Annotated in this window: 22 protein-coding genes and 1 tRNA gene; 16 read left to right on the forward strand and 7 right to left on the reverse strand. The window is 62.5% G+C overall.

Annotation, left to right across the window (positions count from 1 at the left end):
- Positions 1 to 34: 34 nt before the first annotated feature.
- The 4 genes from CJ010_RS19860 (at position 35) to CJ010_RS19875 (ending at position 3460) form a co-directional block, all read left to right on the forward strand.
- Positions 35 to 1312 carry a glutamate-5-semialdehyde dehydrogenase gene (locus tag CJ010_RS19860; RefSeq protein WP_141019656.1) on the forward strand — a complete coding sequence of 426 codons (1278 nt, stop codon included), beginning with the start codon at positions 35 to 37 and terminating at the stop codon, positions 1310 to 1312.
- A gap of 203 nt (positions 1313 to 1515) precedes the next feature.
- The gene (xerD, locus tag CJ010_RS19865) at positions 1516 to 2433 is read left to right on the forward strand and encodes a site-specific tyrosine recombinase XerD (RefSeq protein WP_141019657.1); all 918 of its coding nucleotides are present in this window, start codon (positions 1516 to 1518) and stop codon (positions 2431 to 2433) included.
- Between the two features lie 42 nt (positions 2434 to 2475).
- Positions 2476 to 2967, forward strand: a complete 492-nt coding sequence (gene ybaK, locus CJ010_RS19870) for a Cys-tRNA(Pro) deacylase (protein ID WP_141019658.1) — start codon at positions 2476 to 2478, stop codon at positions 2965 to 2967.
- Between the two features lie 133 nt (positions 2968 to 3100).
- Entirely contained in the window at positions 3101 to 3460 is a 360-nt protein-coding gene (locus tag CJ010_RS19875; protein WP_141019659.1) for an H-NS family nucleoid-associated regulatory protein, read from the forward strand.
- Between the two features lie 148 nt (positions 3461 to 3608).
- Here the strand turns inward: CJ010_RS19875 and CJ010_RS19880 are convergent, their stop codons facing one another.
- Positions 3609 to 3986 carry a dihydroneopterin aldolase gene (locus CJ010_RS19880; protein ID WP_141019660.1) on the reverse strand — a complete coding sequence of 126 codons (378 nt, stop codon included), beginning with the start codon at positions 3984 to 3986 and terminating at the stop codon, positions 3609 to 3611.
- A 103-nt stretch (positions 3987 to 4089) separates the two neighbouring features.
- Between CJ010_RS19880 and plsY the strand changes: the two genes are divergently transcribed.
- The gene (plsY, locus tag CJ010_RS19885) at positions 4090 to 4686 is read left to right on the forward strand and encodes a glycerol-3-phosphate 1-O-acyltransferase PlsY (RefSeq protein WP_141019661.1); all 597 of its coding nucleotides are present in this window, start codon (positions 4090 to 4092) and stop codon (positions 4684 to 4686) included.
- Between the two features lie 2 nt (positions 4687 to 4688).
- Here the strand turns inward: plsY and tsaD are convergent, their stop codons facing one another.
- Complete coding sequence (tsaD, locus tag CJ010_RS19890) at positions 4689 to 5708, reverse strand: tRNA (adenosine(37)-N6)-threonylcarbamoyltransferase complex transferase subunit TsaD (protein WP_141019662.1); 1020 nt, start codon at positions 5706 to 5708, stop codon at positions 4689 to 4691.
- Between the two features lie 132 nt (positions 5709 to 5840).
- Between tsaD and rpsU the strand changes: the two genes are divergently transcribed.
- From rpsU to CJ010_RS19915, 5 genes are all read left to right on the forward strand, one after another.
- The gene (gene rpsU, locus CJ010_RS19895) at positions 5841 to 6053 is read left to right on the forward strand and encodes a 30S ribosomal protein S21 (protein ID WP_004260978.1); all 213 of its coding nucleotides are present in this window, start codon (positions 5841 to 5843) and stop codon (positions 6051 to 6053) included.
- 78 nt (positions 6054 to 6131) lie between these two features.
- Positions 6132 to 7961: a DNA primase gene (gene dnaG / locus CJ010_RS19900; RefSeq protein WP_141019663.1), complete on the forward strand. Its 1830-nt coding sequence runs from the start codon at positions 6132 to 6134 to the stop codon at positions 7959 to 7961.
- A 49-nt stretch (positions 7962 to 8010) separates the two neighbouring features.
- Positions 8011 to 9990, forward strand: a complete 1980-nt coding sequence (gene rpoD / locus CJ010_RS19905; protein ID WP_141019664.1) for an RNA polymerase sigma factor RpoD — start codon at positions 8011 to 8013, stop codon at positions 9988 to 9990.
- 38 nt (positions 9991 to 10028) lie between these two features.
- Positions 10029 to 10105 (forward strand) — tRNA-Ile (locus CJ010_RS19910).
- Positions 10106 to 10233: 128 nt separating this feature from the next.
- A complete protein-coding gene (locus CJ010_RS19915; RefSeq protein WP_141019665.1) occupies positions 10234 to 11268 on the forward strand; it encodes an HD domain-containing phosphohydrolase in 1035 nt (344 codons plus the stop codon).
- A gap of 13 nt (positions 11269 to 11281) precedes the next feature.
- On the opposite strand, the gene gloA is transcribed toward CJ010_RS19915, so the two are convergent.
- The 5 genes from gloA to ffh are packed head-to-tail and all read right to left on the reverse strand — an operon-like array spanning position 11282 to position 15337.
- On the reverse strand, positions 11282 to 11677 hold the full coding sequence (gloA, locus tag CJ010_RS19920) for a lactoylglutathione lyase (RefSeq protein ID WP_141019666.1): 396 nt from the start codon (positions 11675 to 11677) through the stop codon (positions 11282 to 11284).
- A gap of 3 nt (positions 11678 to 11680) precedes the next feature.
- Positions 11681 to 12466 carry a M48 family metallopeptidase gene (locus CJ010_RS19925; protein ID WP_141019667.1) on the reverse strand — a complete coding sequence of 262 codons (786 nt, stop codon included), beginning with the start codon at positions 12464 to 12466 and terminating at the stop codon, positions 11681 to 11683.
- Positions 12448 to 13197 (reverse strand): molybdopterin-binding protein, encoded by a 750-nt coding sequence (locus tag CJ010_RS19930; RefSeq protein ID WP_141019668.1) that lies wholly within the window; start codon positions 13195 to 13197, stop codon positions 12448 to 12450. The genes CJ010_RS19925 and CJ010_RS19930 overlap by 19 nt, the downstream gene beginning before the upstream one ends.
- The gene (locus tag CJ010_RS19935; RefSeq protein WP_141019669.1) at positions 13194 to 13976 is read right to left on the reverse strand and encodes an EI24 domain-containing protein; all 783 of its coding nucleotides are present in this window, start codon (positions 13974 to 13976) and stop codon (positions 13194 to 13196) included. Before CJ010_RS19935 ends, CJ010_RS19930 begins: the two co-directional genes overlap by 4 nt.
- A 2-nt stretch (positions 13977 to 13978) precedes the next feature.
- On the reverse strand, positions 13979 to 15337 hold the full coding sequence (gene ffh / locus CJ010_RS19940; RefSeq protein ID WP_141019670.1) for a signal recognition particle protein: 1359 nt from the start codon (positions 15335 to 15337) through the stop codon (positions 13979 to 13981).
- Between the two features lie 51 nt (positions 15338 to 15388).
- Between ffh and CJ010_RS19945 the strand changes: the two genes are divergently transcribed.
- The 6 genes from CJ010_RS19945 (at position 15389) to CJ010_RS19970 (ending at position 21238) form a co-directional block, all read left to right on the forward strand.
- A complete protein-coding gene (locus tag CJ010_RS19945; protein WP_141020791.1) occupies positions 15389 to 16216 on the forward strand; it encodes an inner membrane protein YpjD in 828 nt (275 codons plus the stop codon).
- Between the two features lie 93 nt (positions 16217 to 16309).
- Complete coding sequence (gene pilB, locus CJ010_RS19950; RefSeq protein ID WP_141019671.1) at positions 16310 to 18025, forward strand: type IV-A pilus assembly ATPase PilB; 1716 nt, start codon at positions 16310 to 16312, stop codon at positions 18023 to 18025.
- 23 nt (positions 18026 to 18048) lie between these two features.
- A complete protein-coding gene (locus CJ010_RS19955; RefSeq protein ID WP_141019672.1) occupies positions 18049 to 19284 on the forward strand; it encodes a type II secretion system F family protein in 1236 nt (411 codons plus the stop codon).
- A 46-nt stretch (positions 19285 to 19330) separates the two neighbouring features.
- Complete coding sequence (locus tag CJ010_RS19960) at positions 19331 to 20182, forward strand: A24 family peptidase (RefSeq protein WP_141019673.1); 852 nt, start codon at positions 19331 to 19333, stop codon at positions 20180 to 20182.
- Between the two features lie 156 nt (positions 20183 to 20338).
- The gene (locus CJ010_RS19965) at positions 20339 to 20599 is read left to right on the forward strand and encodes an FmdB family zinc ribbon protein (RefSeq protein ID WP_141019674.1); all 261 of its coding nucleotides are present in this window, start codon (positions 20339 to 20341) and stop codon (positions 20597 to 20599) included.
- A 12-nt stretch (positions 20600 to 20611) separates the two neighbouring features.
- Positions 20612 to 21238, forward strand: a complete 627-nt coding sequence (locus CJ010_RS19970) for a DUF502 domain-containing protein (protein WP_141019675.1) — start codon at positions 20612 to 20614, stop codon at positions 21236 to 21238.
- Positions 21239 to 21260 lie beyond the last annotated feature (22 nt).

Genomic DNA, 21260 nt, shown 5'->3' on the forward strand with positions numbered 1-21260 from the left:
TAATTCGTATTTGGTCTGACAGCCCGATACCACGATGGACATCCAGCACTACATGCAAACGCTCGGCCGTCAGGCGCGTGCCGCATCGCGCACGCTCGCCAGCGCCTCGACCGCAGCCAAGAACTCCGCCCTGATGGCCATGGCCGCGGAGATCCGCGCGTGCAGCTCAACCCTGCTCGCCGCCAACGCAGCCGATCTCGAAACGGCACGCCACAACGGACTTGAAGACGCCCTGATCGACCGCCTGACGCTGACCGCCAAGGGTATCGAGGCAATGGCCGCCGGCCTCGAACAGGTCGCAGCCCTGCCCGACCCTGTCGGCGAGATCACCGACGTCAAACGCCGCCCGTCCGGCATCCAGGTCGGCAAGATGCGCGTGCCGCTCGGCGTGATCGGCATCATCTACGAGGCGCGCCCCAACGTCACCGCCGACGCCGCTGCCTTGTGCCTGAAATCGGGCAACGCTGCGATCCTGCGTGGAGGCAAGGAGGCGCTCAACGCCAACCAGGCGATCGCCACCTGTGTGCGCGCCGGTCTCGCGGCAGCCGGCCTGCCCGAGACCGCTGTGCAGGTGGTAGAAACCACCGATCGGGCAGCGGTCGGTGAATTGATCACCATGCCCGAGTTCGTCGACGTGATCGTCCCCCGCGGCGGCAAGAGCCTCATCGAAAGGATTTCGCGCGAAGCCCGCGTCCCGGTGATCAAGCACCTGGACGGCAATTGCCACGTCTATATCGATGAACAGGCCGATCCGGCCAAGGTCGTTCCCATCGTCGAAAACTCCAAGACGCAGCGCTACGGCACCTGCAACACGACCGAATCGCTACTGGTCGCACGCACTGTCGCAGCGACCTTTCTGCCTGAAATCGGCCGCATGCTTGCCGGCCAAGGGGTCGAAATGCGTGCTTGCGCCGAGTCACTGGCGATCCTGCGCGATGCACGCATCGCCAACGCCAAGCTCGTTGCCGCCACCGACCAGGATTGGCAGGAGGAATATCTGGCCCCGATCATCGCCATCAAGCTCGTGGACGGACTCGATGAAGCGATCACGCATATCAACACCTACAGTTCGGGCCACACCGAAGCAATCGTCACCGAAAACTACACCCACGCCATGCGCTTCCTGAGAGAAGTCGACTCCGCTTCCGTCATGGTGAATGCGTCCACCCGCTTCGCCGACGGTTTCGAGTATGGCCTGGGTGCCGAGATCGGCATTTCCACCGACAAGATCCACGCCCGCGGACCAGTGGGGCTGGAAGGTCTGACCAGTCAGAAATGGATCGTGTTCGGCAATGGTGAAGTACGCAGTTGATCCTGCGCGCAGCGACACGCGGCGCAGATTCGTTGCGGAGTTCGGGTTTCTACGTAGACCCGACGACAGCCGGATACAAGGCTACCGTGGCATAATGCCCATATTGGGGCCCAAGGCCCCTGGCGTTTTTGCTCTGGGGTAGAGCAAACGGGTCGGCGGGGTCCTCGGGCCTCGCCGCACCCACCTCCCGGCCCATCCCTTCCATGACCGCTGTCGAACAGTTTCTGCCCGTCAACACCCGCGGCGAACTCGACGCGTTCTGCGACGCCATGTGGCTGGAACACGGCCTGTCCCGCAATACACTGTCCAGCTACCGCAGCGACCTCGCGCTATTTGCCGCTTGGCTGGAGAAGCGCGGCACCGACCTCAAGGCCGCCAGCAATACTGATTTGAGCGCCTATCTTGCGGAATTCAGCCGCCGCGCCAAACCGGCCAGTCAGCGGCGCCTCCTGTCGGCCTGGCGCCGCTACTACCGCTACCTGATGGCTAACGGTCAGGGCACCACCGACCCCACCCAGTTGCTAGACGCACCGCTACCGACCGAGCGGTTTCCGCGCAGCGTGTCCGAGGCGCAAGTCGAGGCATTGCTTGCCGCGCCTGATGTCGACACGCCGTTGGGCCTGCGTGATCGCGCCATGCTGGAACTGCTCTACGCCAGTGGGCTGCGCGTATCCGAACTGGTCGAACTGAAGCTCTTTGCTGTCAGCCTGTCCGACGGCGCCGTCAAGATCATGGGCAAGGGCAGCAAGGAGCGCCTGGTTCCAACCGGTGAAATCGCACTCGAGTGGCTGGCCCGCTACCTCAAGAACGCCCGCCCCACCCTGCTCGGCAACAAGGTCTGCGACGAGGTCTTCGTCACCCGCAGGGCAGCCGGCATGAGCCGACAAATGTTCTGGCGCATCATCAAGCAATATGCGCCGCAAGCAGGCATCCCGGCCGACCGCATATCGCCCCACACGCTACGTCATGCGTTTGCCACCCATCTCCTTAATCACGGGGCAGACCTGCGGGTCGTGCAACTGCTTCTCGGGCATGCCGACATATCGACCACCCAGATCTACACCCATGTAGCCCGAGAAAGGCTCAAACAACTACACCAGGTGCATCACCCGCGAAGCTGAATGCAGCCCATCCGGCGCGCGCCCTTTCGATCAGGTCATCCCATGAGCAAGAACTCCAATCATGCGCCGGAGACGCCGGCAACGCGATTTCTGCGGCAACACGGAATCGCACATTCGAATCACCTTTATACCTACGAAGAACACGGCGGCACGGCAGTGTCGGCGCGGGAATTGAACGTCCCCGAACATGCAGTCATCAAAACGCTGATCATGGAAGACGAGAACGCTAATCCGCTGATCGTATTGATGCACGGCGACCGCAAGGTTTCCACCAAGGAGCTCGCGCGCCAGACCGGGCACAAACGCATCGAACCCTGCAGGCCGGAAATTGCCAACCGGCACTCGGGCTATCTCGTTGGCGGCACCTCCCCTTTCGGGACGCGCAAGCCCATGCCGGTGTATATGGAGAAATCAATTCTCGACCTTCCACTCATCTACATCAACGGAGGACGGCGCGGCTACCTCGTCGGCATTCACCCTCACGACATCGTCCGCTGCCTCAAACCGGAATTCGTCCAGGCCGCCTTGCCCTGACACGATTTGCACCCGGTTTTCATTTAGGGTAACTTACCGTCAGTAATTGAATTTCAATTCAGCGAAAATACGCAAGCGCAACAAGAGAATTCAAATCACCGCGCACGAACCGCGGTTTTCACCGGGAGCAAGAATGGAACTTGGAAACCTGTCGCTGACCGAACTGCGCCGCCTTCAATCCAAGGTTGAAGCCGAGATCCGCCGGCGTAGCGATTCCACCCGCCGCGACCTGCTCAAGAAAATGCAGAAGATGGCTGCCGACGAAGGCTTGTCGCTGAGCGACCTGCTCGGCGCCACGCCCACCGCAGCCCCAGAAAAGAAGCCCGCAGCGAAGCGTACGCGCGAAACAGGCCCCAAGAAGAAAGAGGCATCGCCGATCAAGTTCCGCCACCCTGAAAAACCAGGTATTGGCTGGAGTGGCCGTGGTCGTAAGCCGCAGTGGGCACTGGACTGGCTGGCTCAAGGCAAGTCGATCGAAGAATTGGCGGTCTGATCGAAGTGCGCCAGGAGCAGCCGCCCGCTCCTGCGCAAGACCAACCTTCCCGCACCACGAGAACGCCACCCTGAAGGGTGGCGTTCTCATTTCTGGGGAGTGACAATTCCTTCGATTATCCCCGGGCCGCGCACGATCAATCCGGCAATCAGATCGTGCCCGCAGGCAGGTGAATACCGTCCTTGCCACGCTGAATGAATACACCAACGCGGCGGACGCCCTTCATCACGCCGATCTTCGCAATACGTATCTTTACCCATGGCGCACCGAACTCGTCGAACAGAAGCTTGACGACGAACTCCCCCAGCGTTTCGATCAGATTGAAATGACGCCCGGCCAATTCACTGCGGATGCGCTCGATCACTTCTGCGTAATTGATGGTATCGGCAATATCGTCGTGCTCCGCAGCCGCGTCGGGCACGCCAAAGGTGAGGTTGAGCTCCACGGTCTGGGGCGCGGCCTTCTCCCGCGGGTAGATCCCCACCCATGCCTGCACCCGCAACTCCTCGATGAAGATGAAATCCATGCTGCTTCCCGATTAGAATCGCAGCGATTCTATCCCGGAAGCACGGCCCGTTGGACGCAAGCGGGCGCCCGCTCCCCCATTCCAGCAAACTCCCGGATCTACGATGCCCCTCGTTGCACTTCTGCTCGTCGCTTATCTGCTCGGCTCGATTCCCTTCGCCATCGTTTCCAGCCGCGCCTTCGGCCTTGAAGACCCTCGCCGCTACGGCTCGGGCAATCCGGGGGCAACCAACGTTCTGCGCAGCGGCAACAAGGGCGCTGCGATCACCACCTTGATAGGCGACTGCCTTAAAGGCTGGCTGGCGGTTTGGGCCGCGCAGCAACTCGGCTTCAGTGCATTCGACGCAGCACTCGCCGGCCTTGCCGCCTTTCTCGGCCACGTCTTCTCGGTCTTTCTCCGCTTCAATGGCGGCAAGGGCGTAGCCACCGCGCTCGGGGTACTGGCCGGCATACATGGCGGCGTCGCATTGACCTGCCTTGCAATCTGGCTGGTCGTCGCGCTGATCAGCCGGTATTCGTCCGCAGCCGCTCTCGCCGCCGCTCTCGGCGCCCCGGTGGCCGGTTTGTATTTCCTCGACGAACAGGCCACCATCGGTGTCCTGAGCGCAATATCGGCAGTGCTGATCTGGCGCCACGCTGCCAATATTCGGCGCCTGCGTGACGGCACGGAGGGGCGCATCGGCGACAAGAAAAAGAAATGACCTCAGTGCGGCGGTTTCAATTCACTCAAGACCCAGCGCGGCCGAATGCGAATTGCCGGACCATCACCGCGCTCCCCGACCGCCAGCCGCAATGCACCAGCGAATGCGATCATCGCACCGTTGTCGGTACATAGCGCCGGCTCGGGATAGTAGACACGGCAACGCCGCCGGCGCGCGGCCTCGTCCAAGCGCTCACGCAGGCGGCGATTGGCCCCAACCCCACCGGCAACCACGAGCGCGTTCAATCCGGACTGCTTCAGGGCCGACATCGACTTGGCACACAACACGTCGACGACCGCCTCTTGGAAATCCGCAGCCAGGTCCGCGGCCTGCTCGCCCCGCCAGCTGCCGCCCGAAACACAATTAAGTACCGCCGTTTTCAGACCGCTGAAACTGAAATCCAGATCGCCCGAATGCAGCATCGGACGCGGCAACCTGAACTTTCCCGCGACACCTCCCTCTGCCAGGGCCGCCAACTGAGGACCGCCCGGGTAGCCAAGACCCAGCAGTTTGGCGGTCTTGTCGAAGGCCTCCCCCGCCGCGTCGTCCAACGATTCGCCGAGCAATTCGTAGTCGCCGACATCCGTCACGCGCATCAACTGCGTGTGCCCACCAGAGACCAGCAGCGCGACAAACGGAAACTGCGGCGGATTCGCAGACAGCAACGGCGACAGCAGATGCCCCTCGAGATGATGAACCGGCAACGCGGGAACGCCGGCGGACAACGCAAAAGCTTCTGCCACACTGGCACCGACCAATAAGGCGCCGGCAAGACCTGGCCCCGCCGTGTAAGCAACGCCATCAATATCGCCGGCCGAGAGCCCCGTCTCCGACAGCACCTGCTTCAGAAGCAAGGGCAGCCGGCGGATATGGTCGCGCGAGGCCAGCTCTGGCACCACACCGCCATACGCCGCATGCAGTTCAATCTGCGAATGCAGGCAATGCCCGAGCAGACCAGTCTCCGTGTCGTAGATAGCCACGCCAGTCTCATCGCAAGACGTTTCGATTCCGAGTACTCTCATGCACCACCCATACAAAGCCGCCCGCCATTCTACCCGGCCCGACCGATTTTCTCTCCAGTCATCTTGCGTGCATTGCGAACTGGGGGTAAACTCGCGCACTTTCCGCTCACCAGACACTCAAGGAAGTACGCAATGCCCGGTATTCGCGTCAAGGAAAACGAGCCGTTTGAAGTTGCGATCCGCCGCTTCAAGCGCACCATCGAGAAGACCGGTGTGCTGACCGAGCTTCGCTCCCGCGAGTTCTACGAAAAGCCCACCGCCGAGCGCAAGCGCAAGCTCGCTGCCGCAGTGAAGCGCAATCACAAGCGCCTGCGCAGCCAGATGCTGCCGCCGAAGCTTTACTGATCCAGCACTCGCTGATCCAGTAGCCCGCGCGCCGGGCGGAAACCAGAACGGTTTCCGCCCGGCGCCGTATTTTTTTCGATGATCCCCCAGTCCTTCGTTCAGGATCTACTCTCTCGCATCGACATCGTCGATGTTATCGAACGCTATCTCCCCCTGAAAAAGGGCGGAGCGAACTACTTCGCCTGCTGCCCTTTCCATGGCGAGAAATCCGCCTCCTTTTCAGTCAGCCCGACCAAGCAGTTCTACCATTGCTTCGGTTGCGGTGCACACGGCAGCGCAATCGGGTTTCTGATGGAGTACAGCGGCCTCGGCTTTGTCGAGGCGGTAAAGGAACTCGCCGCACAGGCCGGCGTCCAGGTTCCGGACGACGGCAAGCAGGCCAGTCACCAGCCCGATCGCGACACCGAACGCCTGCTCGAAGCAATGAGCGCAACGACGCGCTTTTACCGCGAACAGCTCAAGAACGCTCCCGCCGCCATCGATTACCTCAAGCGCCGCGGCCTCAGCGGCGAGATCGCGGCGCGCTTCAACATCGGCTATGCACCCGACGAATGGCAGGCGCTACAGCGCATCTTCCCTGACTACCAAGCCAAACACCTCGCCGACGCCGGCCTCGTCATCGACAATGATCAAGGGCGGCGCTACGACCGTTTTCGCAACCGCATCATCTTCCCCATCCACGACCGCCGCGGCCGCGTCATCGCGTTCGGCGGCCGCGTCCTCGACAGCGGCGAACCGAAATACCTGAACTCGCCGGAGACCCCGCTGTTCGAGAAGGGCCGCGAGCTCTACGGACTGTTCCTCGCCCAGAAAGCCATTCGCGACGCCGGATTCGCGCTGGTCGTCGAGGGCTACATGGACGTCGTGGCCCTTGCCCAGTTCGGCATCGAGAACGCCGTTGCAACACTTGGCACCGCCACGACCCCCCATCACATCCAGACACTGCTGCGACAAACCGACCGCATCGTCTTCTGCTTCGACGGCGACAGCGCGGGCCGCCGCGCCGCACGCCGCGCCCTCGAGAACGCACTGGAAGCCTTGCGTGACGACGTCACCCTGGCATTTCTCTTCCTGCCAACCGAGCACGACCCCGACTCCTTCGTTCGAGACAAAGGCGCCGACGCTTTCCGCAACGCCGCCACCAACGCCACGCCGCTAGCACGCGTCCTGATGCAGGAGCTGACCGAGCAATGCGACCTCGAAACACCAGAGGGGCGCGCCAGGCTGGTGCACGAAGCCAAACCGCTGGTGACGCGGGTCGCCGCGCCGCTGCTCAGACTCCAGCTCGTCAAGATGATCGCCGACGCCAGCGGCCTCACCCAGAAGGAAGTCGAGCATGCGTTCGGCCTGCAATCCGCCAGCAACACCCGAACACAGCGCGAACCGCAATGGCGGGATACCCCCCGCGGCGAGCGAGGCTTCGACAGACAAGCAGCACCGCCGCGCGCCCAGGGACGCCGTCGCGCACCCTCCACCAGCAGCACGCTGCTGCGACTTGTCGTTCATCATCCGAACTGGGCCGCACGCCTCCCCGTCGACCTGATTCCCGCCGACAACCCCGAAGGCCGCGCGCTCATCGCAATCATCGATCTCGTCAGCCTTGGCGAGCCTCTCCCCTCAGGCGGACTGGGCGCACTGATAGAACGTTTCCGCGACACACCCCATGGAGAAACGCTCGCCCACATCGCCATCGAACTGATCGACACCGAATTCGACGATAACGTCGTCGAGACACTGTTCGAAGACGCCTTGCGCAAACTCGGCGCCGATGCTGTAACGAGAGAGATCACCGAGCTGCTGGAGGCTGCCAAGACAGGCAGCCTGTCAGCGACCGAGCGCCACCGGCTGAGCGAACTGCTGCTCGAACGGCGGAACCTCGTCAACGTAGGCAAAGTCTCAGATTTATAGTATAATTTTCTGTTTCCCGTTCTCATCTGCCACAGATTCGAGGAGTGCCATGGCACGCGAAAAAGCCAAGGATTCGCGCAAGGACAACCCGAAAGGACGTGTCTCCAAAGCCAAGGACAAGACCGCCCTGGTCGTCGACAGCCCGGAGGTCGCACCACTCGACGCTGAAGTGCGCCGCACACGGCTGAAGACGCTGATCACGCTCGGCAAGGAGCGCGGCTACCTCACCTACGCCGAAATCAGCGATCACCTGCCCGACGATGTCGCCGATGCCGAGCAGATCGAAGGCATCATCGCGACCTTCAACAACATGGGCATCCAGGTCTTCGACGAGGCTCCGGCCGCGGAAGACCTGCTCATGTCGGACAGCGTTGCCACCTCGGTGGACGAAGATGTCGCCGAAGAGGAAGCCGAACAGGCGCTTTCGTCGGTCGACTCCGAATTCGGCCGCACCACCGACCCGGTTCGCATGTACATGCGCGAAATGGGTACGGTCGAACTGCTGACCCGCGAAGGCGAAATCGAGATCGCCAAGCGTATCGAAGACGGCCTCAAGCACATGGTCCAGGCCATTTCGGCCTGCCCGACCACGATCGCGGAGATGCTGGAGACCGCAGACAAGGTCACCAGGGACGAGATCCGCATCGACGAACTCGTCGACGGCCTGATCGACCCGAACGCGGCCACAGAAGAAGCCGCACTCGCCGAGGCGGAGGAAGAGTCGGCAGCCGCCGACGAGGAGGCCGACGTCGAGGACGACGAGGAAGACGGCGACGGTGACGGCGGCGACAGCGCCAACGCCGCCTCGCTCCTCCAGCTCAAGACCGACGCACTGGCCCGCTTCGCCGTCATCCGCGAGCACTACGACGCGATGATGGCGGCACTTGCCAAAAAGGGTTCGCAGGATCTCGTCTATCTTGCCAACCAACAGCAGATTTCCGACGAACTGCTGAACATCCGCTTCACGGCCAAGGCGATCGAGCGTTTGTGCGACTCGGTGCGTCACATGGTCGAACAGGTACGATCGCACGAACGGCAGATTCTGCAGCTCTGCGTGGACCGCGCCGGCATGCCGCGCCAGCATTTCATCAAGGTCTTCCCGGGCCAGGAAACCAGCATCGACTGGCTGAAGGACGAAATCGCCGCCGGCAAGAACTACGCCGAAGGTCTGATGCGCATCCACCCTGCCGTCCTGGAAGTGCAACAGAAACTGATCGACCTGCAGGACAAGATCGGCATCCCGCTGAAGGAACTCAAGGACATCAACCGCCAGATGTCCACCGGCGAAGCCAAGATGCGCCGCGCCAAGCGCGAGATGACCGAGGCCAACCTGCGTCTGGTGATTTCGATCGCCAAGAAGTACACCAACCGCGGCCTGCAGTTCCTCGACCTCATCCAGGAAGGCAACATCGGCCTGATGAAGGCGGTGGACAAGTTCGAATACCGCCGCGGCTACAAGTTCTCGACCTACGCCACCTGGTGGATCCGGCAGGCCATCACACGCTCGATCGCCGACCAGGCGCGCACCATCCGCATTCCGGTGCACATGATCGAGACGATCAACAAGATGAACCGCATCAGCCGCCAGATCCTGCAGGAGACCGGCGCAGAACCCGACCCGGCCACGTTGGCGGAAAAGATGGAGATGCCGGAGGAGAAGATCCGCAAGATCATGAAGATCTCCAAGGAGCCCATCTCAATGGAAACGCCGATCGGCGACGACGACGATTCTCACTTGGGCGATTTCATTGAGGACACCGCCACCCTGGCTCCGGCGGAAGCCGCAATGTACTCGGGCCTGCGCGATGCCACGGCCGAAGTGCTCGACTCGCTCACCCCGCGCGAGGCGAAGGTGCTGCGCATGCGTTTCGGCATCGAAATGAACACCGACCACACGCTCGAAGAAGTCGGCAAGCAGTTCGACGTCACCCGCGAGCGTATCCGTCAGATCGAAGCCAAGGCGCTGCGCAAGCTGCGCCACCCCAGCCGCTCCGAGAAGCTGCGCAGCTTCCTCGACAGCGACGCCTGATCCTGTCCCCTCCCCCGTCGCCCGACGGGGGCACGGCTGGGCCTTTAGCTCAATCGGTTAGAGCAGAGGACTCATAATCCTTTGGTTGCGGGTTCGAGTCCCGCAGGGCCCACCACCATACTCTTGCAGCAGCGTCGTCACCGGGGTTCGATCTCGGCCGCCCCGCACAACCGGGGAAAAAGTCCTGGCGCGCCGCATCGGCGGTCATGGATACTAGCGCCATCTCCGCACTCGAGCGCCGCGATGCTGATTGTCATCGTCGATGACACGCCTCTGAATCTGACCCTGATGGAAACCATGGTCCGGCGCCTGCCGGGCTGTCGTGCTCTGCCATTTTCAGACCCAAAGGCCGGGTTGAACTGGTGCCAGGACAACGAGCCCGACCTCATCGTCGTCGACTACATGATGCCGGATCTCGATGGACTCGAGTTCATCCGCCGCGTACGTGCCTGCCACGACAGGGACGACGTTCCCATCCTCATGGTCACGGCAAACAGCGAGCGCCAAACGCGCTACGAAGCGCTGGAAAGCGGTGCCAACGACTTTCTCATCAAGCCGATCGACCTGCACGAATTCGAACCGCGCGTACGCAACATGCTCAAGCTGAGAGAGGCTCATCTCGCAACCCAGCAGCGCGCGGAGACCCTGGCGGAGGCCGTGCGACTGGCGACGGCAGAGATCCACACGCGCGAACGCGAAACCATCACCCGCCTGGCACGAGCCGCCGAGTTTCGCGACCCCGAAACGGGCGCGCACATCCAGCGTATGTCGCACTATGCGGCGCTCATTGCGCGCCGCATGGGTTGCGATGCCGAATTCTCGGACGCCATCATGCAGGCCGCCCCGATGCACGACGTCGGCAAGCTCGGCATCCCCGACCAGATCCTGCTCAAGGCCGGCCGGCTCACGGCGGACGAGTTCGCGATCATGAAACGTCACCCGAGCATCGGGCACGACATCCTCAAGGACTCGTCTTCCCGCATTGTCCAGCTAGGCGCGCAGATCGCACTGACGCATCATGAAAAGTTCGATGGCAGCGGCTACCCGGGCGGCCTCGCCGGCGACACCATTCCGCTGTCAGGGCGGATCGTCGCGGTTGCGGACGTGTTCGACGCCCTCACCTCGGAGCGGCCCTACAAACCAAGCTGGCCGTTCGACAAGGCGATCGCGCTGCTGCGCAGTGGTCGCGGTAGCCATTTCGAGCCGGCCTGCGTGGATGCGTTCCTACAAGGTTGGGACGAAGTCATCACGATCCGCGCGCAGTTTCGCGACGACTAAGCCCCCGCGATCATCAACGGCCGTGCGTGCCGTGCTCGATCAACTCGACTTTGTAGCCGTCCGGATCCTCGACGAAAGCAATCACCGTAGAGCCGTGCTTCATCGGTCCCGCTTCGCGCACCACCTTGCCACCGCGCGCACGGATGTCGTCACAGGCCTTCTTCGCGTCGGCAACTTCCAGCGCGATGTGGCCGTAGGCATTGCCCAGTTCGTACTGTTCCACACCCCAGTTGTGGGTGAGCTCGATCACGGCCCCGTCGGTCTCGTCCTGATAGCCGACAAAAGCGAGAGTGAATTTTCCGTCGGGATAGTCATGTCGGCGCAGCAGCCGCATGCCAAGCACCTCCGTGTAGAAGGCGATAGAGCGCTCCAGGTTGCCGACGCGCAACATCGTATGCAGCATTCTCATCGTTCAGTCCTCTTGTTGGAATTCAGTCTCGGCTCCGCTTTCGATCAACGGAAGTCGTGCCGCTGCCTCGCGAAGGCGCTGCCGTGCTGCCCGCCAACCCGGATAAAGCTGTTCGACCACGGCCCAGAAGCGCGGGGAATGGTTCATTTCAAGCAGATGAGCCACCTCGTGGGCAACCACGTAGTCGATCAGCGCCGGTTCCAGATGCACCAGCCGCCAGTGCAGACGTATTCCGCTCAAGCGACTGCAGCTGCCCCACCGCGTTCGCGCCGACGACAACCTCACCGTCGGCACCGGTAGCCCAAGCCGGTAGCAGTACTCCTCGACGCGACCACCAAACCAAGCCAAAGCCCGCGCCCGCAAAGCCCGCACCACCAGCGGCGCAGGATCCGGCAGGCGTGGCACACACAAGGTTGCCCGGCCATCGGCAGCCGTTCTCCAGGTCGCTTGTCGCCCACCGGACACTAAGCTCAACGAGGCGATACCGCCGAGCAGGGGAAACTCGGCACCTTCGCCCAAGGGAAGACGGGTGGCCTGTCCGCGGGCATCCCGGGCCGCCAGGCGATCGAGCAACCAACGGCCGTGGCCCCGAACAAATCGTTCGACCGCGGGCAGCGGCGTAGCATGCGGCACCGCGACGCGCACACCCCTGTCATCTACCTGCAAAGCCAATGAACGGCGCCCTGAGCGCCGTAGTGTCAGCACAACGGACTTCCCCTCGATCACGAGGGTGTGTGGCTCTTCGGTCGCAGCACGGGGTGCCGCGCCGATCAGACCTTGTCGTCCCATGCGTAACCGCGAACGCCCACAACCGATTTGATGCGGTTCATCGCATCCGCAACTGTCGCCGCCGGGCCTTTCATGCCCAGCTCGATCGAACGGCGTTCGCCTTCCCCGGCGATCGTCGGCAAGCTGAACAAGGTCGCGCCCGGGAAATCAGCGGTGATCTCGCGCATCAGATCGATCAATTGCCCTTCGTAGGCATCCCACACCGTAATCGCCTGCTCGACGTAGTCTTCGGCGTGATGCAAATGGGCATAGCGGGTATCGAGCACCCACTCCACCATCGGCCAGGCCATCACCGGAAAGCCAGGGACAAAGTAATGATTGCTCAGCGAAAAGCCGGGGATGCGGTTGTAGGGATTCGGGATGATTTCGCTTCCTACGGGGAACACCCCCATCTGCAGGCGCTCGGGGGTGATCTCCACGCCAAAACGGGCACGGATCTCGGCCTCGGCCTCGGGGTGCAGCGCAATCTCCAGGCCCAGTGCAGCACCCGCACTCTGGCGGGTATGATCGTCCGGCGTGGCACCGATGCCACCGAAACTGAATACGACGTCGCCGGTCGCGAAAGTCTGCCTCAGGGTTTCGATCAAGCGCGGCCTATCGTCACCGGCGTAGCGCGCCCAGCTCAGCTTGAGTCCTCGCGCTGCGAGCAACTCGATGAGTTTGGCGAGATGTTTGTCGCTGCGACGCCCCGAGAGGATCTCGTCGCCGATGATGAGCGCACCGAAGTTCATTCGACCGTCCGTGGCAAGGATTTGGTGGCAGGCGCCGGATCGAGGATGACCACGCCGTTTGCTGCACGTTCGCGACGCAGAGCCTCAAGCATGAAGTGTACAAAAGCCAGACCAGCAAATGCCGGCGCCACCAGGTTGAGCACCGGAACATATGCCAGCAACGCCGAACTGCCGCCCAGCACCAACATCGGCATGCGCAGCGCCTTGGGCAAACGGGCCAGCTCGTCCCGGTCGGCATGCAGCATCAGCGCGTCGTAACCGAAAGCACGCTGATTGAGCCAACCGGCCAAGAGGACAGAAACGACCAGGCCGACGCCGGGAATCAGCCACAGCGGCAAGGACGCCACCAGCGCAAGCATGAACAGGCCGCCTGCGGCCAGCGCGTTCCAGGCGCTGCCGAGGTTCGAGCCCCCGCGCCTCATCTCCAGATCTGCATAATCCTTGCGCGCAACCCGCTCCAACATCATCGGCAGCGCCACCACTGCCACCACCACGGCAGCCGTCAAGTAAATCAGCGGCACAAAAAGAAAGGCTACGGCGATCTTCACAAGGATCAGCGTCACTGCGGCAGCGGCTTCCGATGCATTCAGCCAGGAGCCGACCCAACTGAGCCCCGCGATCCAGTCCATGATGGCGGTGACCACCGTCGTCCACGATGCCACGCCGATGCCCACCCACAGGATGGTCGCGGCCAGGCCAGGCCATAGCAGATGCCACAGCACGTCGCGCCGCGCCAGGCTGCGCAGCGAACGACCAAAGGCGAGGAGGATGCTGCGCATGTCTAGCGCGGCATTCCCGGCAGCATGCCTTTCATGCCACGCATCATTTTCTGCAGCCCGCCCTTGGAGAACTGCTTCATCACTTTCTGCGTCTGCTCGAACTGGTTGAGCAGGCGGTTTACTTCCTGAACAGTAACGCCAGCACCAGCCGCGATACGCCGCTTGCGACTGGCCTTGATGACTTCCGGCTTGGCGCGCTCAACCGGCGTCATCGAATTGATGATGCCCTCAATACGGCCGATCGCCTTTTCTTCGACACCGCCCTGCAGTTGCCCGGCCGCCTGCGCAAACTGCGCCGGCAACTTGTCCAGCATGGACGACAGGCCACCCATCTTGCGCATCTGGGCGATCTGCTCCTTGAAGTCGTTGAGGTCGAAACCCTTGCCACTCTTGAGCTTCTGGGCAAAGGCCTTGGCCTTCTCCTCATCGACACCACGGCGAGCCTCTTCGACCAAGCCGAGTATGTCGCCCATACCGAGGATGCGGCTTGCCATCCGGTCCGGGTGGAACGGCTCCAGACCGGAGAGCTTCTCACCCACGCCGGCGAACTTGAGCGGCTTGCCGGTGACGTGACGAACGGACAAGGCCGCACCGCCCCGGGCATCGCCGTCTAGCTTGGTCAGCACCACGCCGGTGAGCGGCAAGGCATCGTTGAAGGCGCGAGCCGTATTCACTGCGTCCTGGCCTAGCATTGCATCCACCACGAACAGGGTCTCGATCGGCTTGACCGCAACATGCAGAGCCTGGATCTCGGCCATCATCGCTTCATCGATGGCAAGGCGACCGGCGGTATCGACCAGCAGCACGTCGACGTGATGCTTGCGGGCATAGTCGACGGCAGACAAGGCGATGTCGACCGGTCGCTGCTCGATACTGGACGGAAAGAACTCGACGCCGGCCTGCCCTGCCACCGTCTTCAACTGCTCGATAGCGGCCGGACGATAGACGTCGGTCGACACCACCAGTACCTTCTTCTTCTGCGTCTCCCTGAGGTGTTTGGCAAGCTTACCCGTGGTGGTGGTCTTGCCCGCCCCCTGCAGACCGGCCATCAGCACCACTGCCGGCGGCTGAGTTGCGAGGTTGAGCCCTTCGTTGGCCCCACCCATCAGCGCCTTGAGTTCGTCGTGCACGACCCCGACCAGCGCCTGGCCCGGCGTCAGCGAACCGACCACGTCCTGCCCGACAGCCTTGAGCTTGACCTTGGCGATGAAGTCCTTGACCACCGGCAAGGCCACGTCGGCCTCAAGCAGCGCCATGCGGACCTCGCGCAGCGCCTCCTGGATGTTGTCTTCGGTCAAGCGGGCCTGGCCACGGAGCGTCTTGACGACCTTGGAAAGACGTTGGGTAAGATTGTCGAGCATGTTTTGGGAGGCCTTCGACCGGGGGTGACTTGGAGTAAACTGCGCAGATCTATGCCCCCGATTCTACTTCATCTCATCCCTGCCTCGCTTTACGCTGGCCTGAGCGTCTGGTTCTGGCACAACTGCTCCCAGGCCGCCGACCCGAAGTCGCGCCAGAACATGACGCCCTACGAGCGGATCGTGCTGCTGGCAGCACTCGCAGTCCACGGCATTGCCCTCCACCGCGCCCTTTTCCCGGGCGAGGAGATGCGCTTCGGATTCGGCGTGGCCCTGTCGCTGATGGTCTGGCTGGCAATCTGCTTCTATTGGGTGGAAACCCTCTATACCCGCCTGGGCGGGCTCCACGCACTGGCGATGCCGGCGGGCGCGGTCGCCAGCCTGATTCCGGCGCTGTTTCCGGGTCAGCATGTGCTGGCCAACGCGGGATCACCGGCCTTCCGCGTCCATTTCATCATTGCGATGCTGGCATACAGCCTGTTCACTCTCGCGGCGCTGCACGCGATGCTGATGGCCTTCGCCGAACGCCGCCTGCACGACGCCCGCCTTTCACGGATACTTTCAACGCTGCCTCCACTGCTGACGATGGAGGCCCTGCTGTTCCGTCTCATCGGTATTGCTTTCGTTTTACTGACCTTCACGCTCGCCTCCGGCGTGATGTTTTCAGAGAGCCTGTTCGGAACCGCGTTCCGCGTTGACCACAAGACAGTATTCGCCGTCGTATCCTGGCTGCTGTTCGGCGCCCTGCTGACGGGGCGCCGGCTGCGCGGCTGGCGCGGCCGCATCGCCCTGCGCTGGACCCTCGCCGGGTTCGTAGCGCTCATGTTGGCCTACGTCGGCAGCCGTTTCGTGATCGAAGTCCTGCTGCACCGGGCGAGCTGAGCCCCGAGTGCCCACCGCGTCCGCGCACTCGCCACTCTTTACAAGGCCGGACGCGGCGTGCAAGATTCCATGTCAGTTAGTTAAGAGTGGGACATGGCAGCAAACCCCCAGACCGCACTGAGCGGGCTTGCCCGAGCACTGATCCAGCATGGTCGGCTGAGTGAGGCCGACGTCCTGTCCTGTTCACCCAAAAGTACTGGATCAAGCAACGCCTTCCTGCTCGAGATCGCACAACGCGGTCTGATGAGCACACGCGACATCGCACGCTTCGCAGCCGAAACGTTCGGCTACCCGCTGCTGGACATCGGCGCCATCGACAAAGCCTCGATCCCGCGCGACGCGGTCGACCGCAAGCTGATGGGCAAGCATCAGGTGGTCGCGCTCGGCAAGCGCCAGAACCGCCTCACCCTTGCCGTCGCAGACCCATCGAACATGCGGGTGCTCGACGAAATCCGCTTCCAGACCGGGCTGCAGGTCGATCTCATCGTGGTGGAGGTCGACAAGTTGTGCAAGCTTGCCGACACCCTTGCCGAGTCGACCGAGCAGACGCTCAAGGATCTGACCGGCGAAGAGTTCGACATGGATCTCCTGCAGCAGGACACTGCGGGAGAACAGGTCAGCGAGGACAGCAGCGCAGAGGTCGACGACGCCCCTGTCGTCAAGTTCATCCAGAAGGTACTGATAGACGCGATCAACGAAGGCGCGTCCGATATCCACTTCGAGCCCTACGAAAAGTACTACCGGATCCGCGTGCGCACCGACGGCATACTGCGCGAGATCGCGCAGCCGCCACTGGTCCTGAAGGAAAAGATCGCCGCCCGCATCAAGGTCATCTCGCGCCTGGACATCTCGGAAAAACGCATTCCGCAGGACGGCCGGATGAAACTGGTCCTGTCCAAGAACAAGGCCATCGACTTCCGCGTTTCCACACTGCCGACCTTGCACGGCGAGAAGATCGTGATGCGTATTCTCGATCCTAGCTCTGCCATGCTCGGTGTCGATGCCCTCGGCTACGAGCCCGAGCAGAAAAAGGCCCTGCTCGACGCCGTCGAACGCCCATACGGCATGATCCTCGTCACCGGCCCGACCGGGTCGGGCAAAACTGTATCGCTCTACACCTGCCTCAACCTGCTCAACAAGGCGGGCGTAAACATCTCCACCGCCGAGGATCCGGCCGAAATCAATTTGCCCGGCATCAACCAGGTCAACGTCAATGAAAAGGCCGGCCTCACCTTCGCCGCGTCGCTGCGCGCCTTCCTGCGCCAGGATCCGGACGTGATCATGGTCGGCGAAATCCGCGACCTGGAAACGGCCGAGATATCGGTCAAGGCAGCGCAGACCGGCCACCTGGTGCTATCCACGCTGCACACCAATGACGCCCCCACCACGCTGGAACGCCTGAAGAACATGGGGGTCGCCCCGTTCAACATCGCCTCGTCGGTCATCATGATCACTGCCCAACGGCTGGCCCGGCGCCTGTGCTCGTGCAAGAAGCCGGTGGACATCCCGATCGAGGCACTGTTGCAGGCCGGTTTCAGCGAAGAAGACCTCGACGGCAGTTGGCAACCCTATGGCCCGGTCGGCTGCGATCGTTGCAAGGGCAGCGGCTACAAGGGACGTGTAGGCATCTATCAGGTCATGCCGGTCACTGAAGAGATTGCACATATCATCATGACCAACGGCAACTCGATGGACATCGCAGCCCAAGCCAAGCGCGAGGGCGTCAGCGACCTGCGCCAGTCCGGCCTGCTGAAGGTCAAGCAGGGAGTCACTTCGCTGGAAGAAGTCCTCGCCTCCACCAACGAATAAAGCAATAACGGGAATCCCTACTCATGGCGACAGCAGCCCGCGCCCCTCAGCGCACGACGACCGGCCCGAAGGAAGACCTCTACAACTGGGAGGGCAAGGACAAGACCGGCAAGATCGTCCGCGGCGAAATGCGCGCGACGGGCGACACCGTCGTCCAGGCCACCCTGCGCCGCCAGGGCGTCACGGTCACCAAGGTGAGGAAGCAGAAGCTGTCCCGCGGCCACAAGATCACCGACAAGGACATCGCGCTCTTCACGCGCCAGCTTGCCACGATGATGAAAGCCGGCGTGCCGCTCCTGCAGGCTTTCGACATCGGCATCAAGGGGTCGGGCAACCCCAGCCTGGCGCGCCTGCTGAACGAAGTGCGCACCGACGTGGAGACCGGCTCAAGCCTGTCGCAGGCCTTCAGCAAACACCCGCTGTATTTCGACAAGCTTTTCTGCAACCTGGTCGGCGCGGGCGAACAGGCCGGTATTCTCGACAGCCTGCTCGACCGCATCGCCACGTACAAGGAAAAGATCCTCGCCATCAAGGGCAAGATCAAGTCGGCGCTGTTCTATCCGATCGCGGTCGTCGTCGTCGCGGCGCTTGTCGTCGCGGTCATGATGCTGTTCGTGATCCCCGAGTTCAAGAACGTATTCACCAGTTTCGGCGCAGACCTTCCTGCCCCGACGCTCATGGTGATCGCGATGTCCGACTTCTTCACCGAATACTGGTACCTCATATTCGGCTCCATCATCGGCATCATCGTCGGCATCTCCTTCATCTACAAACGCTCGGCGGCAATGCAGATCGCGGTGGACCGCATCGTCCTGAAGCTTCCGGTCATCGGCGACGTGATCCGCAAGGCGACGGTCGCGCGCTGGGCTCGCACCCTGTCCACGATGTTCGCGGCAGGGGTTCCGCTGGTCGAAGCGCTCGACTCCGTTGGCGGCGCAGCAGGCAACTACATCTACCTCACCGCGACCAAACAGATCCAGAACGAGGTCAGCACCGGCACCAGCCTGACGGTGGCCATGCAGAACACCAGCGTGTTCCCCACCATGGTTGTGCAGATGGTTTCCATCGGCGAGGAGTCGGGCCAGCTCGATTCCATGCTCGCCAAGGTTGCCGATTTCTACGAACAGGAAGTGGATGAAGCGGTTGCCGGCCTATCCCAACTGCTCGAACCCCTCATCATGGTCTTCCTCGGCACCGTCATCGGCGGTCTGGTCGTCGCCATGTACCTGCCGATCTTCAAGCTCGGCTCCGTCGTCTGATATGGCTGCGACTGGCTGAGGCCGGTCGCAGCGTCACCCCTGCCCCATGCCCGACTACCTCCGCGACCCGGTCGCCTTCTGTACGCTTGCAGCCCTTCTCGGGCTTTTTGTCGGCAGCTTCCTCAATGTCGTCATCCATCGCCTGCCCAGGATGATGGAGCGCGAATGGCATGCCCAGGCTGCCGAATTGCGTGGAGACCCCATACCCGAACAGGAGCGCTTCAACCTCGCTACGCCGCGTTCGCGCTGCCCGCATTGCGGCCACCTGATCGGAGCGATCGAGAATATCCCGGTGGTGAGCTACCTCGTGCTGCGTGGCCGCTGCCGCCACTGCGGAGCCTCCATCGGCAGCCGCTACCCCATCATCGAGGGCTTGAGTGCAGCCCTCTCCGGCTACGTCGCCTGGCACTTCGGTTTCAGCGTCGCCGCCATCGGTGCCTTGCTGTTCCTGTGGACGATGATCGCGCTGGCCTTTATCGATCTCGACACCCAGTTGTTGCCGGATCAACTCACACTTCCCCTCCTGTGGCTCGGACTGGCCTTCAACCTAGGCTCAACCTTCTCCGCACTGCCGTCGGCTGTCATTGGCGCAATGGCGGGCTATCTGTCGCTATGGTCGGTCTTTTGGCTGTTCAAGCTCGCAACCGGCAAGGAAGGCATGGGCTATGGCGACTTCAAGCTGCTCGGTGCAATTGGCGCCTGGCTGGGCTGGAAGATGCTGCCGCTCACCATCCTGCTGTCATCCCTGGTCGGAGCCATCGTCGGGATCGCACTGATACTGCTTGCCCGCCATGGCCGCAACGTACCCATTCCCTTCGGCCCGTATCTGGCGGTAGCCGGTATTGTGGCCATGCTTTGGGGCGACAGGATCACCGCACAGTACCTCGGCGCCTTCTGACCGGCTGCGCCGGGTGACTTGAAAACCGGGCGCCCACCCTCATCTGCTGCGCAGCAGTCCGGGACGGTGCGCTGCCGCGCGCACGCCGGACGGCTGTCGCTTTTTCCTTATGCTGCATTGCGTTAGACTTGCGCACTTGCCTTGCCGGAGGTCGTCATGCCCATTTACGAATACCGTTGCGAAAGCTGTGGGTTCCAGAAGGAACACCTGCAGAAGATGAGCGATGCACCGCTCGCCACCTGCCCGTCCTGTGGCAAGGAAAGCTATACCAAGCTGCTTTCCGCCGCCGGCTTCCAGCTCAAGGGCAGCGGTTGGTACGCTACCGATTTCAAGGGCGGCAGCTCCAAGCCGGCCGCCAGCAGCGACAGCGCACCGGCGGCCGGATGCGGCGGCAGCTGCGCCTGCCACCCGTCCTGACCGGCGCGCTCAGTGAAGAAGTACTTCATCACCGGCCTGCTGATCTGGATTCCGCTGGCCATCACCTTCATGGTGCTGGCGTGGATCATCAATACGCTCGACCAGATCCTGCTCTGGCTGCCCAACGGCATGCAGCCGCAGAGCATGTTCGGGATGAACATCCCCGGCATCGGCGTGCTGCTCAGCATCCTCATCCTGCTGGTCACGGGGCTTGTTGCCGCCAACGTGCTCGGCCAGAAGCTGGTGCAACTTTGGGAAGCCATCCTCGCCCGCATCCCGGTGGTGAAGTCCATCTACTACAGCGTCAAGCAGGTCTCCGACACGCTTTTTTCCAGCAGTGGGCAGGCCTTCCGCAAGGCGCTGCTGGTGCAGTACCCGCGTGAAGGCTCCTGGACCATCGCCTTCCTCACCGGCAAACCGGGGGGCGATGCCGCCCATCACCTCGACGGCGACTTCGTTAGCGTCTATGTGCCGACGACGCCCAACCCGACCTCCGGCTTCTTCCTGATGATGCCGGCAGCCGACGTCGTCGAGCTCGACATGAGCGTGGACGAAGCCCTGAAATACATCATCTCAATGGGCGTGGTTGCACCGCCGGTGCGCAAACCGACCGAACGCCCCGCCCTCCTCAACGAATAAACGTCACACACCACGCCGCACG

It is taken from the genome of Azoarcus sp. DD4, from assembly GCF_006496635.1.
Lineage (GTDB): Bacteria > Pseudomonadota > Gammaproteobacteria > Burkholderiales > Rhodocyclaceae > Azoarcus.